The organism is Streptomyces sp. HUAS 31, assembly GCF_028198125.1.
Classification (GTDB): Bacteria; Actinomycetota; Actinomycetes; order Streptomycetales; family Streptomycetaceae; genus Streptomyces; species Streptomyces chartreusis.
Genome location: NZ_CP116353.1, coordinates 5,668,088 through 5,682,406, shown reverse-complemented (window position 1 = coordinate 5,682,406; position 14,319 = coordinate 5,668,088). Strand labels below are relative to the sequence as shown.

Sequence of the window (14,319 nt, the reverse complement as noted above, 5' to 3'; positions counted from 1 at the left end):
ACGCGGGCGTGAGACGCCGTCCCTTTAGAAGACTGCCGACACGCGCCGGGGTTGGGTTCCGGAGCGCAAGAGCTTGCTGTGTCGCTCGTCACGTCCCGAGATCGAGCTGCTCAAGGCCGTCGCCGCCCGGGGCGCCACGGTTGGTCAGGAAGCCGCGGGTGCGGTCGGCGGCCAGCCGATAGCGGGCCAGCCGGTCCTCGGAGAGCTCGCCGGGGTGGTCGAGCACGTTCTGCACGTCCACCACACGGTGGTCCTCGACCGCGCCCTCGGGGAGCTTCTCCCCCTCCTCCAGCTCCGGCGGGATGTCGACCAGCGTGGTCCGGTAGCGGGCGCTGACGTCCCAGCCGTCGGTCGTCTCCTTGAACTCGAACCAGCCGATCGCCCCCTCCTCGGTGAGACCGGTCGGCGAGGAGTGCCGGGCGACCTGGTTGCCGAGGCTGTAGGCGACCCAGGTGCCGTTGAGCTTCTGGATGGGCTGCACGACGTGCGAATGGTGGCCGATGATCAGATTGATCCCGGTCTCCTCGGTGATCCGTTCGGCCAGCTTGAGCTGCGGGACGCTCGGCTCGTTGTAGTGCTCCAGGCCCCAGTGGACCGAGAGGATCACCACCTCGGCGCCCTTCTTGCGGGCCCGGGCCTCGGCCTTCTTCACCGCGTCGAAGCCGATCCGGTTGAAGGCCCAACGCTCCTTCTCGGGCGTCGGGTTGAGGAAGGACTCCCAGGAGAACGCCAGGTGGGCGACCTTGACGCCGTTGACGTCCCGAATGTTGATCTGCTCTGCTTCGTCAGGCGTGCGCGAGGACCCGGTGTGCCCGAGGCCCACCTTGTCCATCGCGTCCAGGGTGCGCTTCACGGCCTTGAGGCCGTGGTCGTAGGTGTGATTGGAGGCCGTCGAGCAGGTGTCGTAACCCACGTCCTTGAGGGTCGTGAGGATCTGCGGTGGCACGAGGAACTCCGGGTACCCCTCGAAGGGGCCCTTGGGCTTTCCGACCGGTGTCTCCATGTGGCAGATGGCCAGGTCGGCCTTGCTGATGACGGGCTTCACGCCGGCCATCAGCGGTCCGAAGTCCAGCCCGGCCTGTCCCTCACCGGTCTTCTCGGCGTCCTTGGCCGCCTGTTCGACGAGCTCGGGGTGGATGAGCACATCACCCGCGGCGGCGACGGTGAACGAGCGCCCACCTGGCTTCACCTGAGCCCCGGACGGCTCGGAGGTACATGAGGCGACGAGGCCTGCCAAAGCCCCCAGAACCGCCACCGAGCGACCTATACGGAGAGACTTACGGAATGTCACCGCGACATACTCACACGCCACTCACACCTCAATCGGTCTCTACCATCACAAGAACATCACGTTTCGCTCGCATTCTTGCCCCAACGGTTTTGATCCTCGCGCTGGCGGGTTGTGACTCCGCATCGCCCGGAAGTGCGGAACATTCCGTTCCGAAAGCCCGCGAACTCGTCGACCTGCGCGACCGGATCCTCACCTACACGGCCGACTTCGGGCCCGACGGCCCCTACACCCCGCCCGGCGACAGCCGGCGCGAGGAACTGGCGCGCGGCGTGGGCCACCTCCTGGACGGCGACGCGACCGGTGCCGAGCGCGTCCTCGCCCCCCTCGGCCTGGGCGTCACCCGCCTCACCGACACCGACTCCGGCCGCCGCTACGACGAGATCGCCGCCCTGCGGCCCAACAGCGAGGCCGCCCGCTGGGGCCGTCTCTACCTGACCGCCGACTCCGACGTGCGCTGGAACGTCCAGGTCCCCCACCCGGTGTCCGACCGCGACACCGAGGAACTCGGCGTCCGGCTGCTGGAGAACACGCCCTCCGGCTCACTGGTCGTCGCCGGCGCCCACCGCCGCGCCGGCCGCTCGGACGCCGCCGACGTCGCCCACCGCGAGGACAGCGCCTTCCACTCGATCGTCGTGGAACTCCAGAAGCGCGGGGTGCCCGGCCTCCAACTGCACGGCTTCGCCGAGTCGTCCGACCGCCCCTACGAGGCCGTCGTCTCCGGCGGCTCGGCCCAGAGCACGTCCGGCGAGGCGTCGGCGCTGGCCGACCGCCTGGAGTCGGAGGGGCTTCGGGTCTGCCGGGGCTGGTCCGCGCGCTGCCCGCTGGAGGGCACCACCAACGTCCAGGGCAGGTCGGCCGAGCGCCGGCACGCCGGCTTCCTGCACGTGGAACTGGCCCCCGACGCCCGCGACGACGGCCGTGACGCCGACGAGACCGAGGAGGCCCTCGGCGACCTGCTGAGGACGTGGTCCGAGGACTGAGGACTCAGCAGCAGCCGAAGGCGCCCGGCAACGTCCGCTTGTTGCGCGCCTCCTTGTTCCGCGCCGCCAGCAACTCGTCGGCGGGGTACCCGACCTCTTCGAGCGTCAGCCCATGCGGGCGTACGACATGCACGGCGGAGTCCCTGACACCGGCGGCCAGCACCTTGCCCGGCCAGTCGGCGGGCCGGTGCCCGTCCCCCACGAACAGCAGCGCCCCGATGAGCGAGCGCACCATGTTGTGGCAGAACGCGTCGGCCCGCACGGTCGCGGTGACGATCCCGTCGTCCCCCCGCACCAGGCTCAGCTCCTGAAGCGTACGGATGGTCGTGGCGCCCTCCCGCTTCTTGCAGTACGCGGCGAAGTCGTGCTCCCCGAGCAGCCGTTGCGCGGCCTCGTTCATGGCGTCGACGTCCAGCGGCCAGTCGTGCCACAGGACGTGGCCCCGCAGCAGCGGGTCGACTCCGCCGGGGTTGTCGGTGACGCGATAGGCGTACCGCCGCCAGATCGCCGAGAACCGCGCGTTGAAGCCGGCGGGCGCCTCACGCAGCGCCCACACCCGCACGTCCCGGGACAGCCGCCCGGCGAGCCGCTTCAGCAGCTTCTCGTGGTGCTCACGCCAGACCTGCTCGGGCAGGTCCACATGCGCGACCTGACCCCGCGCATGCACCCCGGCATCCGTCCGCCCGGCGACGGTCAGCTCGTACGTCGTGCCCCCCGACCGCGTGACGGTCCGCAGCGCGTCCTCGATCTCGCCCTGCACGGTCCGCCGCCCACCGGCCTGCTTGGCCCACCCGGAGAACTCGGTCCCGTCATAGGACAGATCGAGGCGCACACGCACATACCCCGGCTCTACTTCGTCACTCACCCAGAGATCCTCTCAGCAACAAAAAGCGGGCCCGCCCCTCGAAAGGAACGGACCCGCCAACGCCCTGAAGGGGCGCGGGAAACTGCGCGAACAACCACGACGAAGCCGCAGCCGCCCGACAACAGCCACCCGGCAGACGCTTACGCGTCCTTCGACTCCTCGGCAGCCTCGTCGGCCTGAGCCTCGGCAGCCTCGTCGGCCTTGGTCGTGTCGACCTTGGCCTCGTCGGCCTCCTTGACCGCACGCTTGGTGGCGGCCTCGGCCTCACCAGTGGCCTGCTGCGCGACCGTCAGCGCCTCGACCAGCTCGATGACAGCCATGGGCGCGTTGTCGCCACGGCGGTTACCGATCTTGGTGATGCGGGTGTAGCCACCCGGACGGTTCTCGTAGCGCGGGCCGATCTCGGTGAAGAGCGTGTGGACGACGCTCTTGTCCGTGATGACCTGGAGCACCTGACGGCGGTTGTGAAGGTCGCCCTTCTTCGCCTTGGTCACCAGACGCTCGGCGTAGGGCCGCAGACGGCGGGCCTTCGCCTCGGTGGTGGTGATACGGCCGTGCTCGAAGAGCGCCTTCGCGAGGTTCGCGAGAAGCAGCTTCTCGTGCGCGGCACTGCCGCCCAGACGGGCACCCTTGGTGGGCTTCGGCATGTCAATCTCCTGTGTGTCTGCCCCGGCCGTATGAGGTACCGAGGTCAGTATCCGAGCAGGCGGTTACCTGTCGGAGATCCGGGAGCGGCCCCGAAGGGGCGCTCCCGGAAGGGGCGCGGGGAACTGCGCGACCAGCCGAAACCGGCCCGCAGAAGCAGTACGGCCTCCCCGCGGAGCGCTTAGTACTGCTCGGTCTCCACGAACCCGGCGTCCGCGTCGTCATCGGCACCGAAGGCGTCCGCGGCGGCGGTCGGGTCGAATCCGGGCGGGCTGTCCTTCAGGGCCAGGCCCATGCCGGCCAGCTTCGCCTTGACCTCGTCGATGGACTTCGCACCGAAGTTGCGGATGTCCAGCAGGTCGGCCTCGGAACGAGCCACGAGCTCACCCACGGAGTGGATGCCCTCGCGCTTGAGGCAGTTGTACGACCGAACGGTGAGCTCCAGCTCCTCGATCGGCAGCGCCAGGTCGGCGGCGAGGGCGGCGTCCGTCGGGGACGGGCCCATGTCGATGCCCTCGGCGTCGATGTTCAGCTCGCGCGCCAGACCGAACAGCTCGACCAGGGTCTTACCGGCCGACGCCATGGCGTCACGCGGACGCATGGCCTGCTTGGTCTCGACGTCGACGATCAGCTTGTCGAAGTCGGTGCGCTGCTCGACACGCGTGGCCTCGACCTTGTACGTGACCTTCAGAACCGGCGAGTAGATCGAGTCGACCGGGATGCGCCCGATCTCCTGGCCGACCTGCTTGTTCTGCACGGCGGACACGTAACCACGGCCACGCTCGACCGTGAGCTCCATCTCCAGCTTGCCCTTGCCGTTGAGCGTGGCGAGGACCAGGTCGGGGTTGTGCACCTCGACACCGGCCGGGGGCGCGATGTCGGCGGCGGTGACCAGACCCGGACCCTGCTTGCGCAGGTACATCACGACCGGCTCGTCGTGCTCCGAGGAGACGACCAGCTGCTTGATGTTGAGGATCAGGTCGGTGACGTCCTCCTTGACGCCCGGCACGGTGGTGAACTCGTGCAGCACGCCGTCGATACGGATGGACGTGACCGCCGCACCCGGGATCGAGGACAGGAGGGTCCGACGCAGGGAGTTGCCGAGGGTGTAGCCGAAGCCCGGCTCCAGCGGCTCGATCACGAACCGGGAGCGGAATTCGTCGACGACCTCTTCGGTCAACGAGGGACGCTGAGCGATCAGCATGTGTGGATCAGATCCTTCTTTCGTGGACGCCCGCTATTTGACGCCCGACGGAACCGTCCCCGGCAAAAGGGACGGGTACTGCAAGGGTACGGGCGATACAGCCCCGAAGAGCCGTACCGCCCGAAACCAAGCCTGCGCGAAGCAGTCGTACGTCAGACGCGACGACGCTTCGGCGGACGGCAGCCGTTGTGCGGGGTCGGGGTGACGTCCTGGATGGAGCCGACCTCGAGACCGGTCGCCTGAAGCGAACGGATCGCGGTCTCACGACCCGAACCCGGACCCTTCACGAACACGTCGACCTTGCGCATGCCGTGCTCCTGGGCGCGGCGGGCAGCCGACTCGGCGGCCATCTGCGCGGCGAACGGCGTGGACTTCCGGGAGCCCTTGAAGCCGACGTGGCCGGCGGAGGCCCAGGAGATCACGTTGCCCGACGGGTCCGTGATGGAGACGATCGTGTTGTTGAACGTGCTCTTGATGTGCGCGTGGCCGTGAGCGACGTTCTTCTTTTCCTTGCGGCGCACCTTCTTGGCAGCGCCCTGACGACCCTTGGGGGGCATCTGTACTCCTACGGGAGGTGGTCGGTCCTACAGCGAAGACCGCTGGACGGCGAAGTCCGCTGTGGACTACTTCTTGCCCGGCTTCTTCTTACCGGCGATGGCGCGACGCGGGCCCTTGCGGGTACGGGCGTTCGTGCTGGTGCGCTGACCGCGGACGGGCAGACCGCGACGGTGACGGAGACCCTGGTAGCAACCGATCTCGACCTTGCGGCGGATGTCGGCCTGGATCTCGCGACGGAGGTCACCCTCGGTCTTGATGTTGTTGTCGACGTACTCACGAATCGCGACGAGCTGCTCCTCGGAGAGGTCGCGAACGCGGGTGTTCGGGTCGATGCCGGTCTCGGCCAGCGTCTGCTGGGAGAGCGTACGGCCGATACCGAACACGTAGGTCAGGGCGACCTCCACGCGCTTTTCGCGCGGGATGTCAACACCGGAAACGCGTGCCATTCAATGGCTCCTGGTGATCTTCGGAGGTCTTCCGCAGAACCGATTCCCAGCTGCCGTATGAGGTACGAACTGAGTCCCCGGCCTCCGAACCGGGGGTATCAGGCAAAGGATCGCCTGGATTCTGCGTATGAACATATTCAGCTTGCGTCGCGCGAATCTCTGCGATGGATGCAGAGGGATCGGTCGTGCGTCAGCCCTGGCGCTGCTTGTGGCGCGGGTTCTCGCAGATGACCATGACCCGACCGTGACGGCGGATCACCCTGCACTTGTCGCAGATCTTCTTGACGCTCGGCTTGACCTTCATGGGATTGAGGTTCTCCGGGTCAGTGCCACCACCCCGCCGAAGCGGAATGCGGGCAAGATCTACTTGTATCGGTAGACGATCCGGCCACGCGTCAGGTCGTACGGAGACAACTCCACCACGACCCGGTCGTCAGGGAGGATGCGGATGTAGTGCATACGCATCTTGCCGCTGATGTGTGCCAGGACCTGGTGGCCGTTCTGGAGCTCGACCTTGAACATGGCGTTCGGAAGAGACTCGACGACAGTGCCCTCGATCTCGATGGCACCTTGCTTCTTGGCCACGCTTCGCCCTTCGAATCGACTACCTTGATCGACTCCAGTGCTTTCCCTTACGGGCGCATGCGGACATGCGGGTGCACGAGAGCCGACGAGTCAGTCTACGTCAGCGCACCCGGAAAGACGAATCGGGGAATCCTGCCCTGACCGGCAGATCATTAAGCACGCGGTCCGCGGAAGGGCGCTCAGGCCAGCGGATCCGGCGCGGCGACGATGCCGAACTCGGCCAGCTTGGCCTTGCCCGCGTCGGGAGCGGTCAGCACCAGCGGACCCTCCTCGGTCAGCGCGACGGAGTGCTCCCAGTGCGAGGACCAGGTGCCGTCGGTGGTGATGACCGTCCAGTCGTCCGAGAGGACCTCGGTCTTCGGGGTGCCCAGGGACACCATCGGCTCGATCGCCAGGCAGAACCCGGGGACCAGCTTGGGGCCCTTGCCCCGCCGGCGCTCCACGTAGTTCAGCAGGTGCGGGTCCATGTGCATCTCGGTGCCGATGCCGTGGCCGCCGTAGTCCTCGATGATGCCGTAGCGGCCGCCGCCGGGCTTCGGCTGGCGGCGGATGTAGGTCTCGATGGCACGGGAGACGTCGACCAGGCGGTTGCCCTGCTTCATGGCCGCGATGCCGGCCCACATCGACCCCTCGGTCACCCGGGAGAGCTCGATCAGCTCCGGGGCGTGACCTGAGCCCACGAAGGCGGTGTAGGCGGCGTCGCCGTGCCAGCCGTCGATGATGGCGCCGCAGTCGATGGAGATGATGTCGCCGTCCTTCAGGACGACGTCCTCGGACGGGATGCCGTGGACGACGACGTCGTTCACGGAGGTGCAGATCGTCGCGGGGAAGCCGCCGTAGCCGAGGAAGTTCGACTTGGCGCCGTGCTCGGCGAGCACCTTGCGGGCGACCTCGTCCAGATCCTTGGTGCTGGCCCCGGGCACCGCGGCCTCGCGCGTGGCCGCGTGAATGGCGGCGACGACCAGCCCCGCCTCACGCATCTTGGCGATCTGCTCGGGGCTCTTGATCTGCACCATGGGGTCGGGGGCCTTTCCTGCCGGGTGGAGGGACTTCTTCAACCATAAGGGCGGAGCCGTGACACCCCGCCCCACACAGCAGCCGCGGTCCCCTTGAAGGGAACCGCGGCCAGTGCTGCGTACCAGCTGAGAACGCTACTTCTTGCCGTCCTCGTCGCGCTTGAGGGCCTCCATCGCACGCCCCGTGACCTCTTCGACCTTGCCCAGCGCGGAGATGGTGACGACCAGCCCCTGCGCCTTGTAGTAGTCGATGATCGGCTCGGTCTGCGTGTGGTAGACCTCGAGACGCTTGCGGACCGTCTCCTCCGAGTCGTCGTCACGCTGGTACAGCTCGCCGCCGCAGGCGTCACAGACGCCCTCCGTCTTCGGCTTGCTGTACGTCACGTGGAAGACGTGGCTGGAGTCCTTGCGGCAGATCCGCCGCCCGGCGATCCGCTTGACGACCTCTTCCTCGGGGACTTCCAGGTCCAGGACCGCGTCCAGCTTCATGCTCTCGGACTGGAGCATCTCGTCCAGAGCCTCGGCCTGGGACACGTTGCGCGGAAAACCGTCCAGCAGGAAGCCGTTCTCGGCGTCCGGCTTCTCCATGCGGTCCTTGGCCATCCCGATGGTGACCTCGTCCGGCACCAGGTTGCCCGCGTCCATGTAGGACTTCGCGAGCTTCCCGAGCTCCGTCTGCTGGCTGATGTTGGCGCGGAACAGGTCGCCCGTGGAGATGTGCGGGATCGACAGGTTCTTGGCGAGGAACGCAGCCTGCGTTCCCTTGCCGGCACCCGGCGGCCCGACGAGGACGATACGCATCAGCGGAGGAACCCTTCGTAATTGCGCTGCTGGAGCTGGCTCTCGATCTGCTTCACCGTTTCAAGACCGACACCCACGATGATCAGGATGCTGGTCCCGCCGAACGGGAAGTTCTGGTTTGCCCCGAAACCAGCCAACGCCATCGTCGGCACGAGAGCGATCAGACCCAAGTACAGCGAGCCCGGCCAGGTGATCCGGTTGAGCACGTAGGAGAGGTACTCAGCGGTCGGTCGGCCAGCCCGGATGCCCGGGATGAAGCCACCATACTTCTTCATGTTGTCCGCGACTTCCTCGGGGTTGAACGAGATAGCCACGTAGAAGAACGCGAAGAAGACAATCAGGAAGAAATAGAGGGCGACGTGCACGGGTGCCCCCGTGTCCGCCAGGTTCTTTGTGACCCAGGTCGCCCAGCCGGACTCCTGGTTGTTGGAGAACTGCACGATCAGCGCCGGAATATAGAGCAGCGACGACGCGAAGATGACGGGAATCACGCCCGCCTGGTTCACCTTGAGCGGGATGTACGTCGAAGTACCGCCGTAGGAACGGCGGCCGATCATGCGCTTCGCGTACTGCACCGGAATACGGCGCTGTGCCTGCTCCACGAAGACGACCAGTCCGACCATGACCAGGCCCACCGCGATGACGGTGCCGAACTCGATCCAGCCGCCGGCCAGGTCACCCTGCTGCTTGATGGCCCACAGGGCGGACGGGAAGGTCGCGGCGATCGAGATGAACATCAGGATCGACATGCCGTTGCCGATGCCGCGGTCGGTGATGAGCTCACCGAGCCACATGACGACGGCCGTACCGGCGGTCATCGTGATGACCATGGTGATGGTCGTGAAGATCGACTGGTCAGGAACGATCTGGCTGGACACCTGGCAGCCCTGGAAGAGCGCGCCGCTGCGGGCGGTGGCCACCAGGCCGGTGCCCTGAAGGATCGCGAGCGCCACGGTCAGGTAGCGGGTGTACTGCGTGATCTTGGCCGTCCCCGCCTGGCCCTCTTTCTTGAGGGCTTCCAGGCGCGGGATCACGACGGTCAGCAGCTGAAGGATGATGCTCGCCGTGATGTACGGCATGATGCCGAGCGCGAAGATCGTGATCTGAAGCAGCGCGCCGCCGCTGAACATGTTGACCAGACCGAACAGGCCCGTGTTGGTGCTGGCCTGGTCGATGCAGACCTGGACGGCCGAGTAGTCGACGCCTGGAATCGGAATGTGGGTACCGATCCGATACACCACGATGATGGCGAGCGTGAAGAGCAGCTTCTTGCGCAGGTCGGGCGTCTTGAACGCCCGGGCGAACGCGGTGAGCACGGTGCCTCCTGCGACCCCCGCGCAACTGCGTCAAGGGTGACGGTCTTGAGGTTCGACTAATAGGAACGACTTAGCTAACGGTCGACTGCCGCTCAGAGTGCCTCACGAACAGCACTCGGTAAAAGTGGACAGTGCAGGCCACCTTACCGGCGAGACCGCCCCCCTTGGAACGACCAACCGGGGATACCCCATTTGTGGGGTATCCCCGGTCGGGATCGCTCAAGTCATCGAGACGCCTGAAGTGTTCAGACGAGCTCGGTGACGGTACCGCCGGCGGCGGTGATCTTCTCCTTGGCGGAGCCGGAGACGGCGTCGACCGTCACCTGCAGCGCCACGGAGATCTCGCCCTGGCCGAGCACCTTGACGAGGCTGTTCTTGCGAACGGCACCCTTGGCGACCAGACCCTCGACGGTGACCTCGCCACCCTCGGGGTACAGCGACGCCAGCTTGTCGAGGTTCACGACCTGGAACTCGGTCTTGAACGGGTTCTTGAAGCCCTTCAGCTTCGGAAGACGCATGTGGAGGGGCATCTGGCCACCCTCGAAGCGCTCCGGAACCTGGTAACGAGCCTTCGTACCCTTGGTACCACGACCGGCCGTCTTACCCTTCGACGCCTCACCACGACCCACACGGGTCTTGGCGGTCTTGGCGCCCGGGGCGGGACGGAGGTTGTGGATCTTGAGCGGGTTGTTCTCCGCCATGATCAGTCGACCTCCTCAACCGTCACGAGGTGGCGGACGGTGTGCACCATTCCGCGGAACTCGGGGCGGTCCTCCTTGACGACCACGGTGTTGATCCCCTTGAGACCAAGGGACCGCAGGGTGTCACGGTGGTTCTGCTTGCTACCGATGTACGACTTCGTCTGCGTGACCTTGAGGCGAGCCATTACGCACCCGCTCCCGCACGCGCACGAAGCAGAGCCGCGGGGGCGACGTCCTCGAGCGGCAGGCCACGGCGGGCCGCGACCTCCTCGGGACGCTGCAGACCCTTCAGGGCCTCCACGGTCGCGTGCACGATGTTGATCGCGTTGTCGGAGCCGAGCGACTTCGACAGGATGTCGTGGATACCGGCGCACTCGAGCACGGCACGCACCGGACCACCGGCGATAACACCGGTACCGGGCGACGCGGGCTTGAGCAGCACGACACCGGCAGCCTTCTCACCCTGGATCGGGTGCGGGATCGTGCCCTGGATACGGGGGACCTTGAAGAAGTGCTTCTTGGCCTCCTCAACACCCTTGGCGATGGCGGCCGGCACCTCCTTGGCCTTGCCGTAACCGACACCCACGGTGCCGTCACCGTCGCCCACCACGACCAGCGCGGTGAAGCTGAAGCGACGACCACCCTTCACAACCTTGGCGACACGGTTGATCGCGACAACGCGCTCAACGTAAGCGGTCTTCTCGGCGGCAGCTGCGCCGCCGTCACGGCCCTTCCGGTCCCGCCGCTCGCCGCCACCGGCACCGCCACCGCGGCGCTGGGGTCCAGCCATTGGAATTACCTCTCTCTTTTTCCGCTAGCTACGGAAGCGGCTCAGAACTTGAGTCCGGCTTCGCGGGCGGCGTCCGCCAGGGCGGCGATGCGCCCGGCGTACTGGTTGCCACCACGGTCGAATACGACGGCCTCGACGCCGGCAGCCTTGGCGCGCTCGGCGACCAGGGCTCCGACCTGCTTGGCCTGCGCGGACTTGTCGCCCTCGCCACCGCGGATCGAGGTGTCCAGGGTGGACGCCGACGCAAGGGTGTGACCCTTGAGGTCGTCGATCACCTGGGCCACGATGTGGCGGTTCGAGCGGGTAACGACCAGACGCGGACGCTCCGCCGTTCCGTTGATGTGCTTACGGATCCGGATGTGGCGGCGCTTGATCGCGGCGCGCTTGTAGGCGTCGCCCTTGAGGATCTTCTGTCCGTATGCCATGGCTTACTTACCCGCCTTTCCGACCTTGCGGCGGATGACTTCGCCCTCGTACTTGACGCCCTTGGCCTTGTACGGGTCGGGCTTGCGCAGCTTGCGGATGTTCGCCGCAACCTCGCCGACCTTCTGCTTGTCGATGCCCTCGACCGAGAAGCGGGTCGGGTTCTCCACCTTGAAGGTGATGCCCTCGGGGGCCTCGACGGTGATCGAGTGGCTGTAGCCGAGCGCGAACTCGAGGTTCGATCCCTTGGCCGCAACGCGGTAACCGACACCGCTGATCTCGAGCTTCTTCACGTAACCCTGGGTCACGCCGGTGATCATGTTCGCCACCAGCGTGCGGGACAGGCCGTGCAGGGCCTTGTTCTGACGCTCGTCGTTGGGGCGGGTGACGTTGAGTACGCCGTCCTCACCCTTGGCGATCTCGATCGGCGACACGACGGTGTGGGTCAGCGTGCCCTTGGGGCCCTTGACCGAGACCGTCTGGCCGTCGATGGTGACGTCCACGCCGGCGGGAACCGCGATGGGGAGCTTGCCGATGCGCGACATAGCTGTTTCCTCCGTTCCCTTCCGTTACCAGACGTAGGCGAGGACTTCTCCGCCTACGCCCTTCTTGCCGGCCTGCTTGTCGGTGAGGAGCCCGTGCGACGTGGAGATGATCGCCACGCCGAGGCCGCCGAGCACCTTCGGCAGGTTGGTGGACTTCGCGTAAACCCGGAGACCGGGCTTGGAGATCCGCTTGATGCCCGCGATGGAGCGCTCACGGTTGGGGCCGAACTTCAGCTCCAGGACGAGGTTCTTGCCGACCTCGGCGTCCTCGACCTTCCAGCCCGTGATGAAGCCCTCCTGCTGGAGGATCTCCGCGATGTGCGACTTGATCTTCGATGCCGGCATCGTCACGGAGTCGTGGTATGCCGAGTTCGCGTTCCGCAGACGCGTAAGCATGTCTGCGATCGGATCAGTCATGGTCATGAATTGGCCTTCGGCCTCTCTCGCCGGGGTTTCCTGGTGCGCCATCCCTCTCCCCGATCCGAGACGGGACGGGTGCGGCGCGGTGGACCTACGGCGTAGTAAGTCGTACGGGCGCGACAGGCGCCCAACCCCACAAGCCTAAGCCATGCGGGGGTGGGCCCCTGTCCACCCAGATGCTTACCGAGAGACTCCGGAATCCCTTATTAGGGGGATTACCAGGAGCTCTTGGTCACGCCCGGCAGCTCGCCACGGTGAGCCATCTCACGAAGGCACACGCGGCACAGGCCGAACTTGCGGTACACGGAGTGCGGACGGCCGCAGCGCTGGCAGCGCGTGTAGCCACGCACACCGAACTTGGGCTTGCGAGCAGCCTTGGCAATCAGAGCCTTCTTCGCCATCTCGCTCACGCCTCCTTGAACGGGAAGCCGAGGTGACGAAGGAGCGCACGGCCCTCAGCGTCGTTGGTCGCCGTGGTCACCACGGTGATGTCCATACCCCGGGTACGGTCGATCTTGTCCTGGTCGATCTCGTGGAACATGACCTGCTCGGTGAGACCGAAGGTGTAGTTGCCACGGCCGTCGAACTGCTTGGGGGACAGACCACGGAAGTCGCGGATGCGCGGGAGCGCGAGCGACAGGGTGCGGTCCAGGAACTCCCACATGCGGTCGCCACGGAGCGTGACGTGGGCACCGATCGGCTGGCCCTCACGCAGCTTGAACTGCGCGATGGACTTGCGGGCCTTGGTGACGGCCGGCTTCTGACCGGTGATCGTGGTGAGGTCGCGGATGGCGCCCTCGATCAGCTTGGAGTCGCGGGCGGCGTCGCCCACACCCATGTTGACCACGATCTTGACGAGGCCGGGAACCTGCATGACGTTCTCGTACTTGAACTCGTCACGCAGCTTGCCCGCGATCTCCTCGCGGTACTTCAGCTTCAGACGCGGGCTGGTGGTGGTCGTCATCAGATGTCCTCACCCGTCCGCTTGGCAACGCGGATCTTGTTGCCTTCGTCGTCGAAGCGGTAGCCGACACGCGTGACGACCTTGTTGCCGTCCTTCTCAACGACCAGCTGGACGTTGGAGACGTGGACGGGCGCCTCGGTCGTGACGATGCCGCCGGCCTGCGAACCCTTGGCGGTCGGACCGGCCTTGGTGTGCTTCTTGACCCGGTTGACACCCTCGACCAGGACACGGTCCTCGCGGGGGTAGGCCGCGATGACCTTGCCCTGCTTGCCCTTGTCCTTACCGGTGATGACCTGGACCAGGTCGCCCTTCTTGATCTTCATGCTTACAGCACCTCCGGAGCCAGCGAGATGATCTTCATGAACTTCTTCTCGCGCAGCTCACGCCCGACCGGGCCGAAGATGCGGGTGCCGCGAGGGTCGCCGTCGTTCTTCAGAATGACGGCGGCGTTCTCGTCGAAGCGGATGTACGAGCCGTCCGGACGGCGGCGCTCCTTGACGGTGCGAACGATGACCGCCTTGACGACGTCACCCTTCTTCACGTTGCCACCGGGGATCGCGTCCTTGACGGTGGCGACGATGACGTCACCGATGCCCGCGTAGCGGCGACCGGAGCCACCGAGCACACGGATGCAAAGGATTTCCTTCGCACCAGTGTTGTCGGCGACGCGCAGTCGCGACTCCTGCTGGATCACGTCTATCTCCTGTTTGTCTGCCGGTTCCCGGCAGGGGGCTCAGTACGAGCACCCCTGCCGAGCCTGGCGGAACTG

Annotated in this window: 22 protein-coding genes; 1 reads left to right on the top strand and 21 read right to left on the bottom strand. The window is 66.4% G+C overall.

The features are described 5' to 3' along the window. Positions 1-88: 88 nt before the first annotated feature. Positions 89-1,291, bottom strand: coding sequence for a CapA family protein (locus PGH47_RS25540; RefSeq protein ID WP_376054451.1), 1,203 nt, complete (start codon positions 1,289-1,291; stop codon positions 89-91). An 89-nt stretch (positions 1,292-1,380) separates the two neighbouring features. On the opposite strand from PGH47_RS25540, the gene PGH47_RS25535 reads away from it, so the two are divergent. Continuing rightward, entirely contained in the window at positions 1,381-2,271 is an 891-nt protein-coding gene (locus tag PGH47_RS25535; RefSeq protein WP_271665356.1) for a hypothetical protein, read from the top strand. A 4-nt stretch (positions 2,272-2,275) separates the two neighbouring features. On the opposite strand, the gene truA is transcribed toward PGH47_RS25535, so the two are convergent. The 20 genes from truA to rplN form a co-directional block, all read right to left on the bottom strand. Next, complete coding sequence (gene truA / locus PGH47_RS25530; protein ID WP_030960846.1) at positions 2,276-3,136, bottom strand: tRNA pseudouridine(38-40) synthase TruA; 861 nt, start codon at positions 3,134-3,136, stop codon at positions 2,276-2,278. Between the two features lie 140 nt (positions 3,137-3,276). Continuing rightward, on the bottom strand, positions 3,277-3,783 hold the full coding sequence (gene rplQ / locus PGH47_RS25525; RefSeq protein ID WP_030960844.1) for a 50S ribosomal protein L17: 507 nt from the start codon (positions 3,781-3,783) through the stop codon (positions 3,277-3,279). Positions 3,784-3,962: 179 nt separating this feature from the next. Then, positions 3,963-4,985 carry a DNA-directed RNA polymerase subunit alpha gene (locus tag PGH47_RS25520; protein ID WP_003966937.1) on the bottom strand — a complete coding sequence of 341 codons (1,023 nt, stop codon included), beginning with the start codon at positions 4,983-4,985 and terminating at the stop codon, positions 3,963-3,965. A 152-nt stretch (positions 4,986-5,137) separates the two neighbouring features. Beyond that, entirely contained in the window at positions 5,138-5,542 is a 405-nt protein-coding gene (gene rpsK, locus PGH47_RS25515) for a 30S ribosomal protein S11 (protein ID WP_003956432.1), read from the bottom strand. A gap of 66 nt (positions 5,543-5,608) precedes the next feature. Further along, on the bottom strand, positions 5,609-5,989 hold the full coding sequence (gene rpsM, locus PGH47_RS25510; RefSeq protein ID WP_020135802.1) for a 30S ribosomal protein S13: 381 nt from the start codon (positions 5,987-5,989) through the stop codon (positions 5,609-5,611). A gap of 190 nt (positions 5,990-6,179) precedes the next feature. Further along, positions 6,180-6,293 (bottom strand): 50S ribosomal protein L36, encoded by a 114-nt coding sequence (rpmJ, locus tag PGH47_RS25505; RefSeq protein WP_003998809.1) that lies wholly within the window; start codon positions 6,291-6,293, stop codon positions 6,180-6,182. Between the two features lie 59 nt (positions 6,294-6,352). Continuing rightward, complete coding sequence (infA, locus tag PGH47_RS25500) at positions 6,353-6,574, bottom strand: translation initiation factor IF-1 (RefSeq protein WP_003948620.1); 222 nt, start codon at positions 6,572-6,574, stop codon at positions 6,353-6,355. Between the two features lie 179 nt (positions 6,575-6,753). Next, positions 6,754-7,590 carry a type I methionyl aminopeptidase gene (gene map, locus PGH47_RS25495; protein WP_150500348.1) on the bottom strand — a complete coding sequence of 279 codons (837 nt, stop codon included), beginning with the start codon at positions 7,588-7,590 and terminating at the stop codon, positions 6,754-6,756. 135 nt (positions 7,591-7,725) lie between these two features. Next, positions 7,726-8,391, bottom strand: a complete 666-nt coding sequence (locus tag PGH47_RS25490; protein ID WP_271665355.1) for an adenylate kinase — start codon at positions 8,389-8,391, stop codon at positions 7,726-7,728. Beyond that, positions 8,391-9,707: a preprotein translocase subunit SecY gene (gene secY / locus PGH47_RS25485; RefSeq protein WP_107904093.1), complete on the bottom strand. Its 1,317-nt coding sequence runs from the start codon at positions 9,705-9,707 to the stop codon at positions 8,391-8,393. Before secY ends, PGH47_RS25490 begins: the two co-directional genes overlap by 1 nt. Before the next feature lie 245 nt (positions 9,708-9,952). Continuing rightward, positions 9,953-10,408 carry a 50S ribosomal protein L15 gene (gene rplO, locus PGH47_RS25480; RefSeq protein ID WP_093824865.1) on the bottom strand — a complete coding sequence of 152 codons (456 nt, stop codon included), beginning with the start codon at positions 10,406-10,408 and terminating at the stop codon, positions 9,953-9,955. Between the two features lie 2 nt (positions 10,409-10,410). Then, complete coding sequence (gene rpmD, locus PGH47_RS25475; protein WP_006376032.1) at positions 10,411-10,593, bottom strand: 50S ribosomal protein L30; 183 nt, start codon at positions 10,591-10,593, stop codon at positions 10,411-10,413. Continuing rightward, on the bottom strand, positions 10,593-11,198 hold the full coding sequence (rpsE, locus tag PGH47_RS25470) for a 30S ribosomal protein S5 (RefSeq protein WP_015658456.1): 606 nt from the start codon (positions 11,196-11,198) through the stop codon (positions 10,593-10,595). The genes rpmD and rpsE overlap by 1 nt, the downstream gene beginning before the upstream one ends. Positions 11,199-11,239: 41 nt before the next feature. After that, positions 11,240-11,623: a 50S ribosomal protein L18 gene (gene rplR, locus PGH47_RS25465; RefSeq protein WP_030967303.1), complete on the bottom strand. Its 384-nt coding sequence runs from the start codon at positions 11,621-11,623 to the stop codon at positions 11,240-11,242. A gap of 3 nt (positions 11,624-11,626) precedes the next feature. Further along, positions 11,627-12,166, bottom strand: a complete 540-nt coding sequence (gene rplF / locus PGH47_RS25460) for a 50S ribosomal protein L6 (RefSeq protein ID WP_107904097.1) — start codon at positions 12,164-12,166, stop codon at positions 11,627-11,629. Positions 12,167-12,190: 24 nt separating this feature from the next. After that, entirely contained in the window at positions 12,191-12,589 is a 399-nt protein-coding gene (gene rpsH, locus PGH47_RS25455; RefSeq protein WP_007384075.1) for a 30S ribosomal protein S8, read from the bottom strand. Positions 12,590-12,801: 212 nt separating this feature from the next. Then, complete coding sequence (locus tag PGH47_RS25450) at positions 12,802-12,987, bottom strand: type Z 30S ribosomal protein S14 (protein WP_003948630.1); 186 nt, start codon at positions 12,985-12,987, stop codon at positions 12,802-12,804. Between the two features lie 5 nt (positions 12,988-12,992). After that, positions 12,993-13,550, bottom strand: coding sequence for a 50S ribosomal protein L5 (rplE, locus tag PGH47_RS25445; RefSeq protein ID WP_107904099.1), 558 nt, complete (start codon positions 13,548-13,550; stop codon positions 12,993-12,995). After that, on the bottom strand, positions 13,550-13,873 hold the full coding sequence (gene rplX, locus PGH47_RS25440) for a 50S ribosomal protein L24 (protein ID WP_107904101.1): 324 nt from the start codon (positions 13,871-13,873) through the stop codon (positions 13,550-13,552). The genes rplE and rplX overlap by 1 nt, the downstream gene beginning before the upstream one ends. A 2-nt stretch (positions 13,874-13,875) precedes the next feature. Further along, positions 13,876-14,244 carry a 50S ribosomal protein L14 gene (gene rplN, locus PGH47_RS25435; RefSeq protein WP_003998823.1) on the bottom strand — a complete coding sequence of 123 codons (369 nt, stop codon included), beginning with the start codon at positions 14,242-14,244 and terminating at the stop codon, positions 13,876-13,878. Positions 14,245-14,319: the final 75 nt, after the last annotated feature.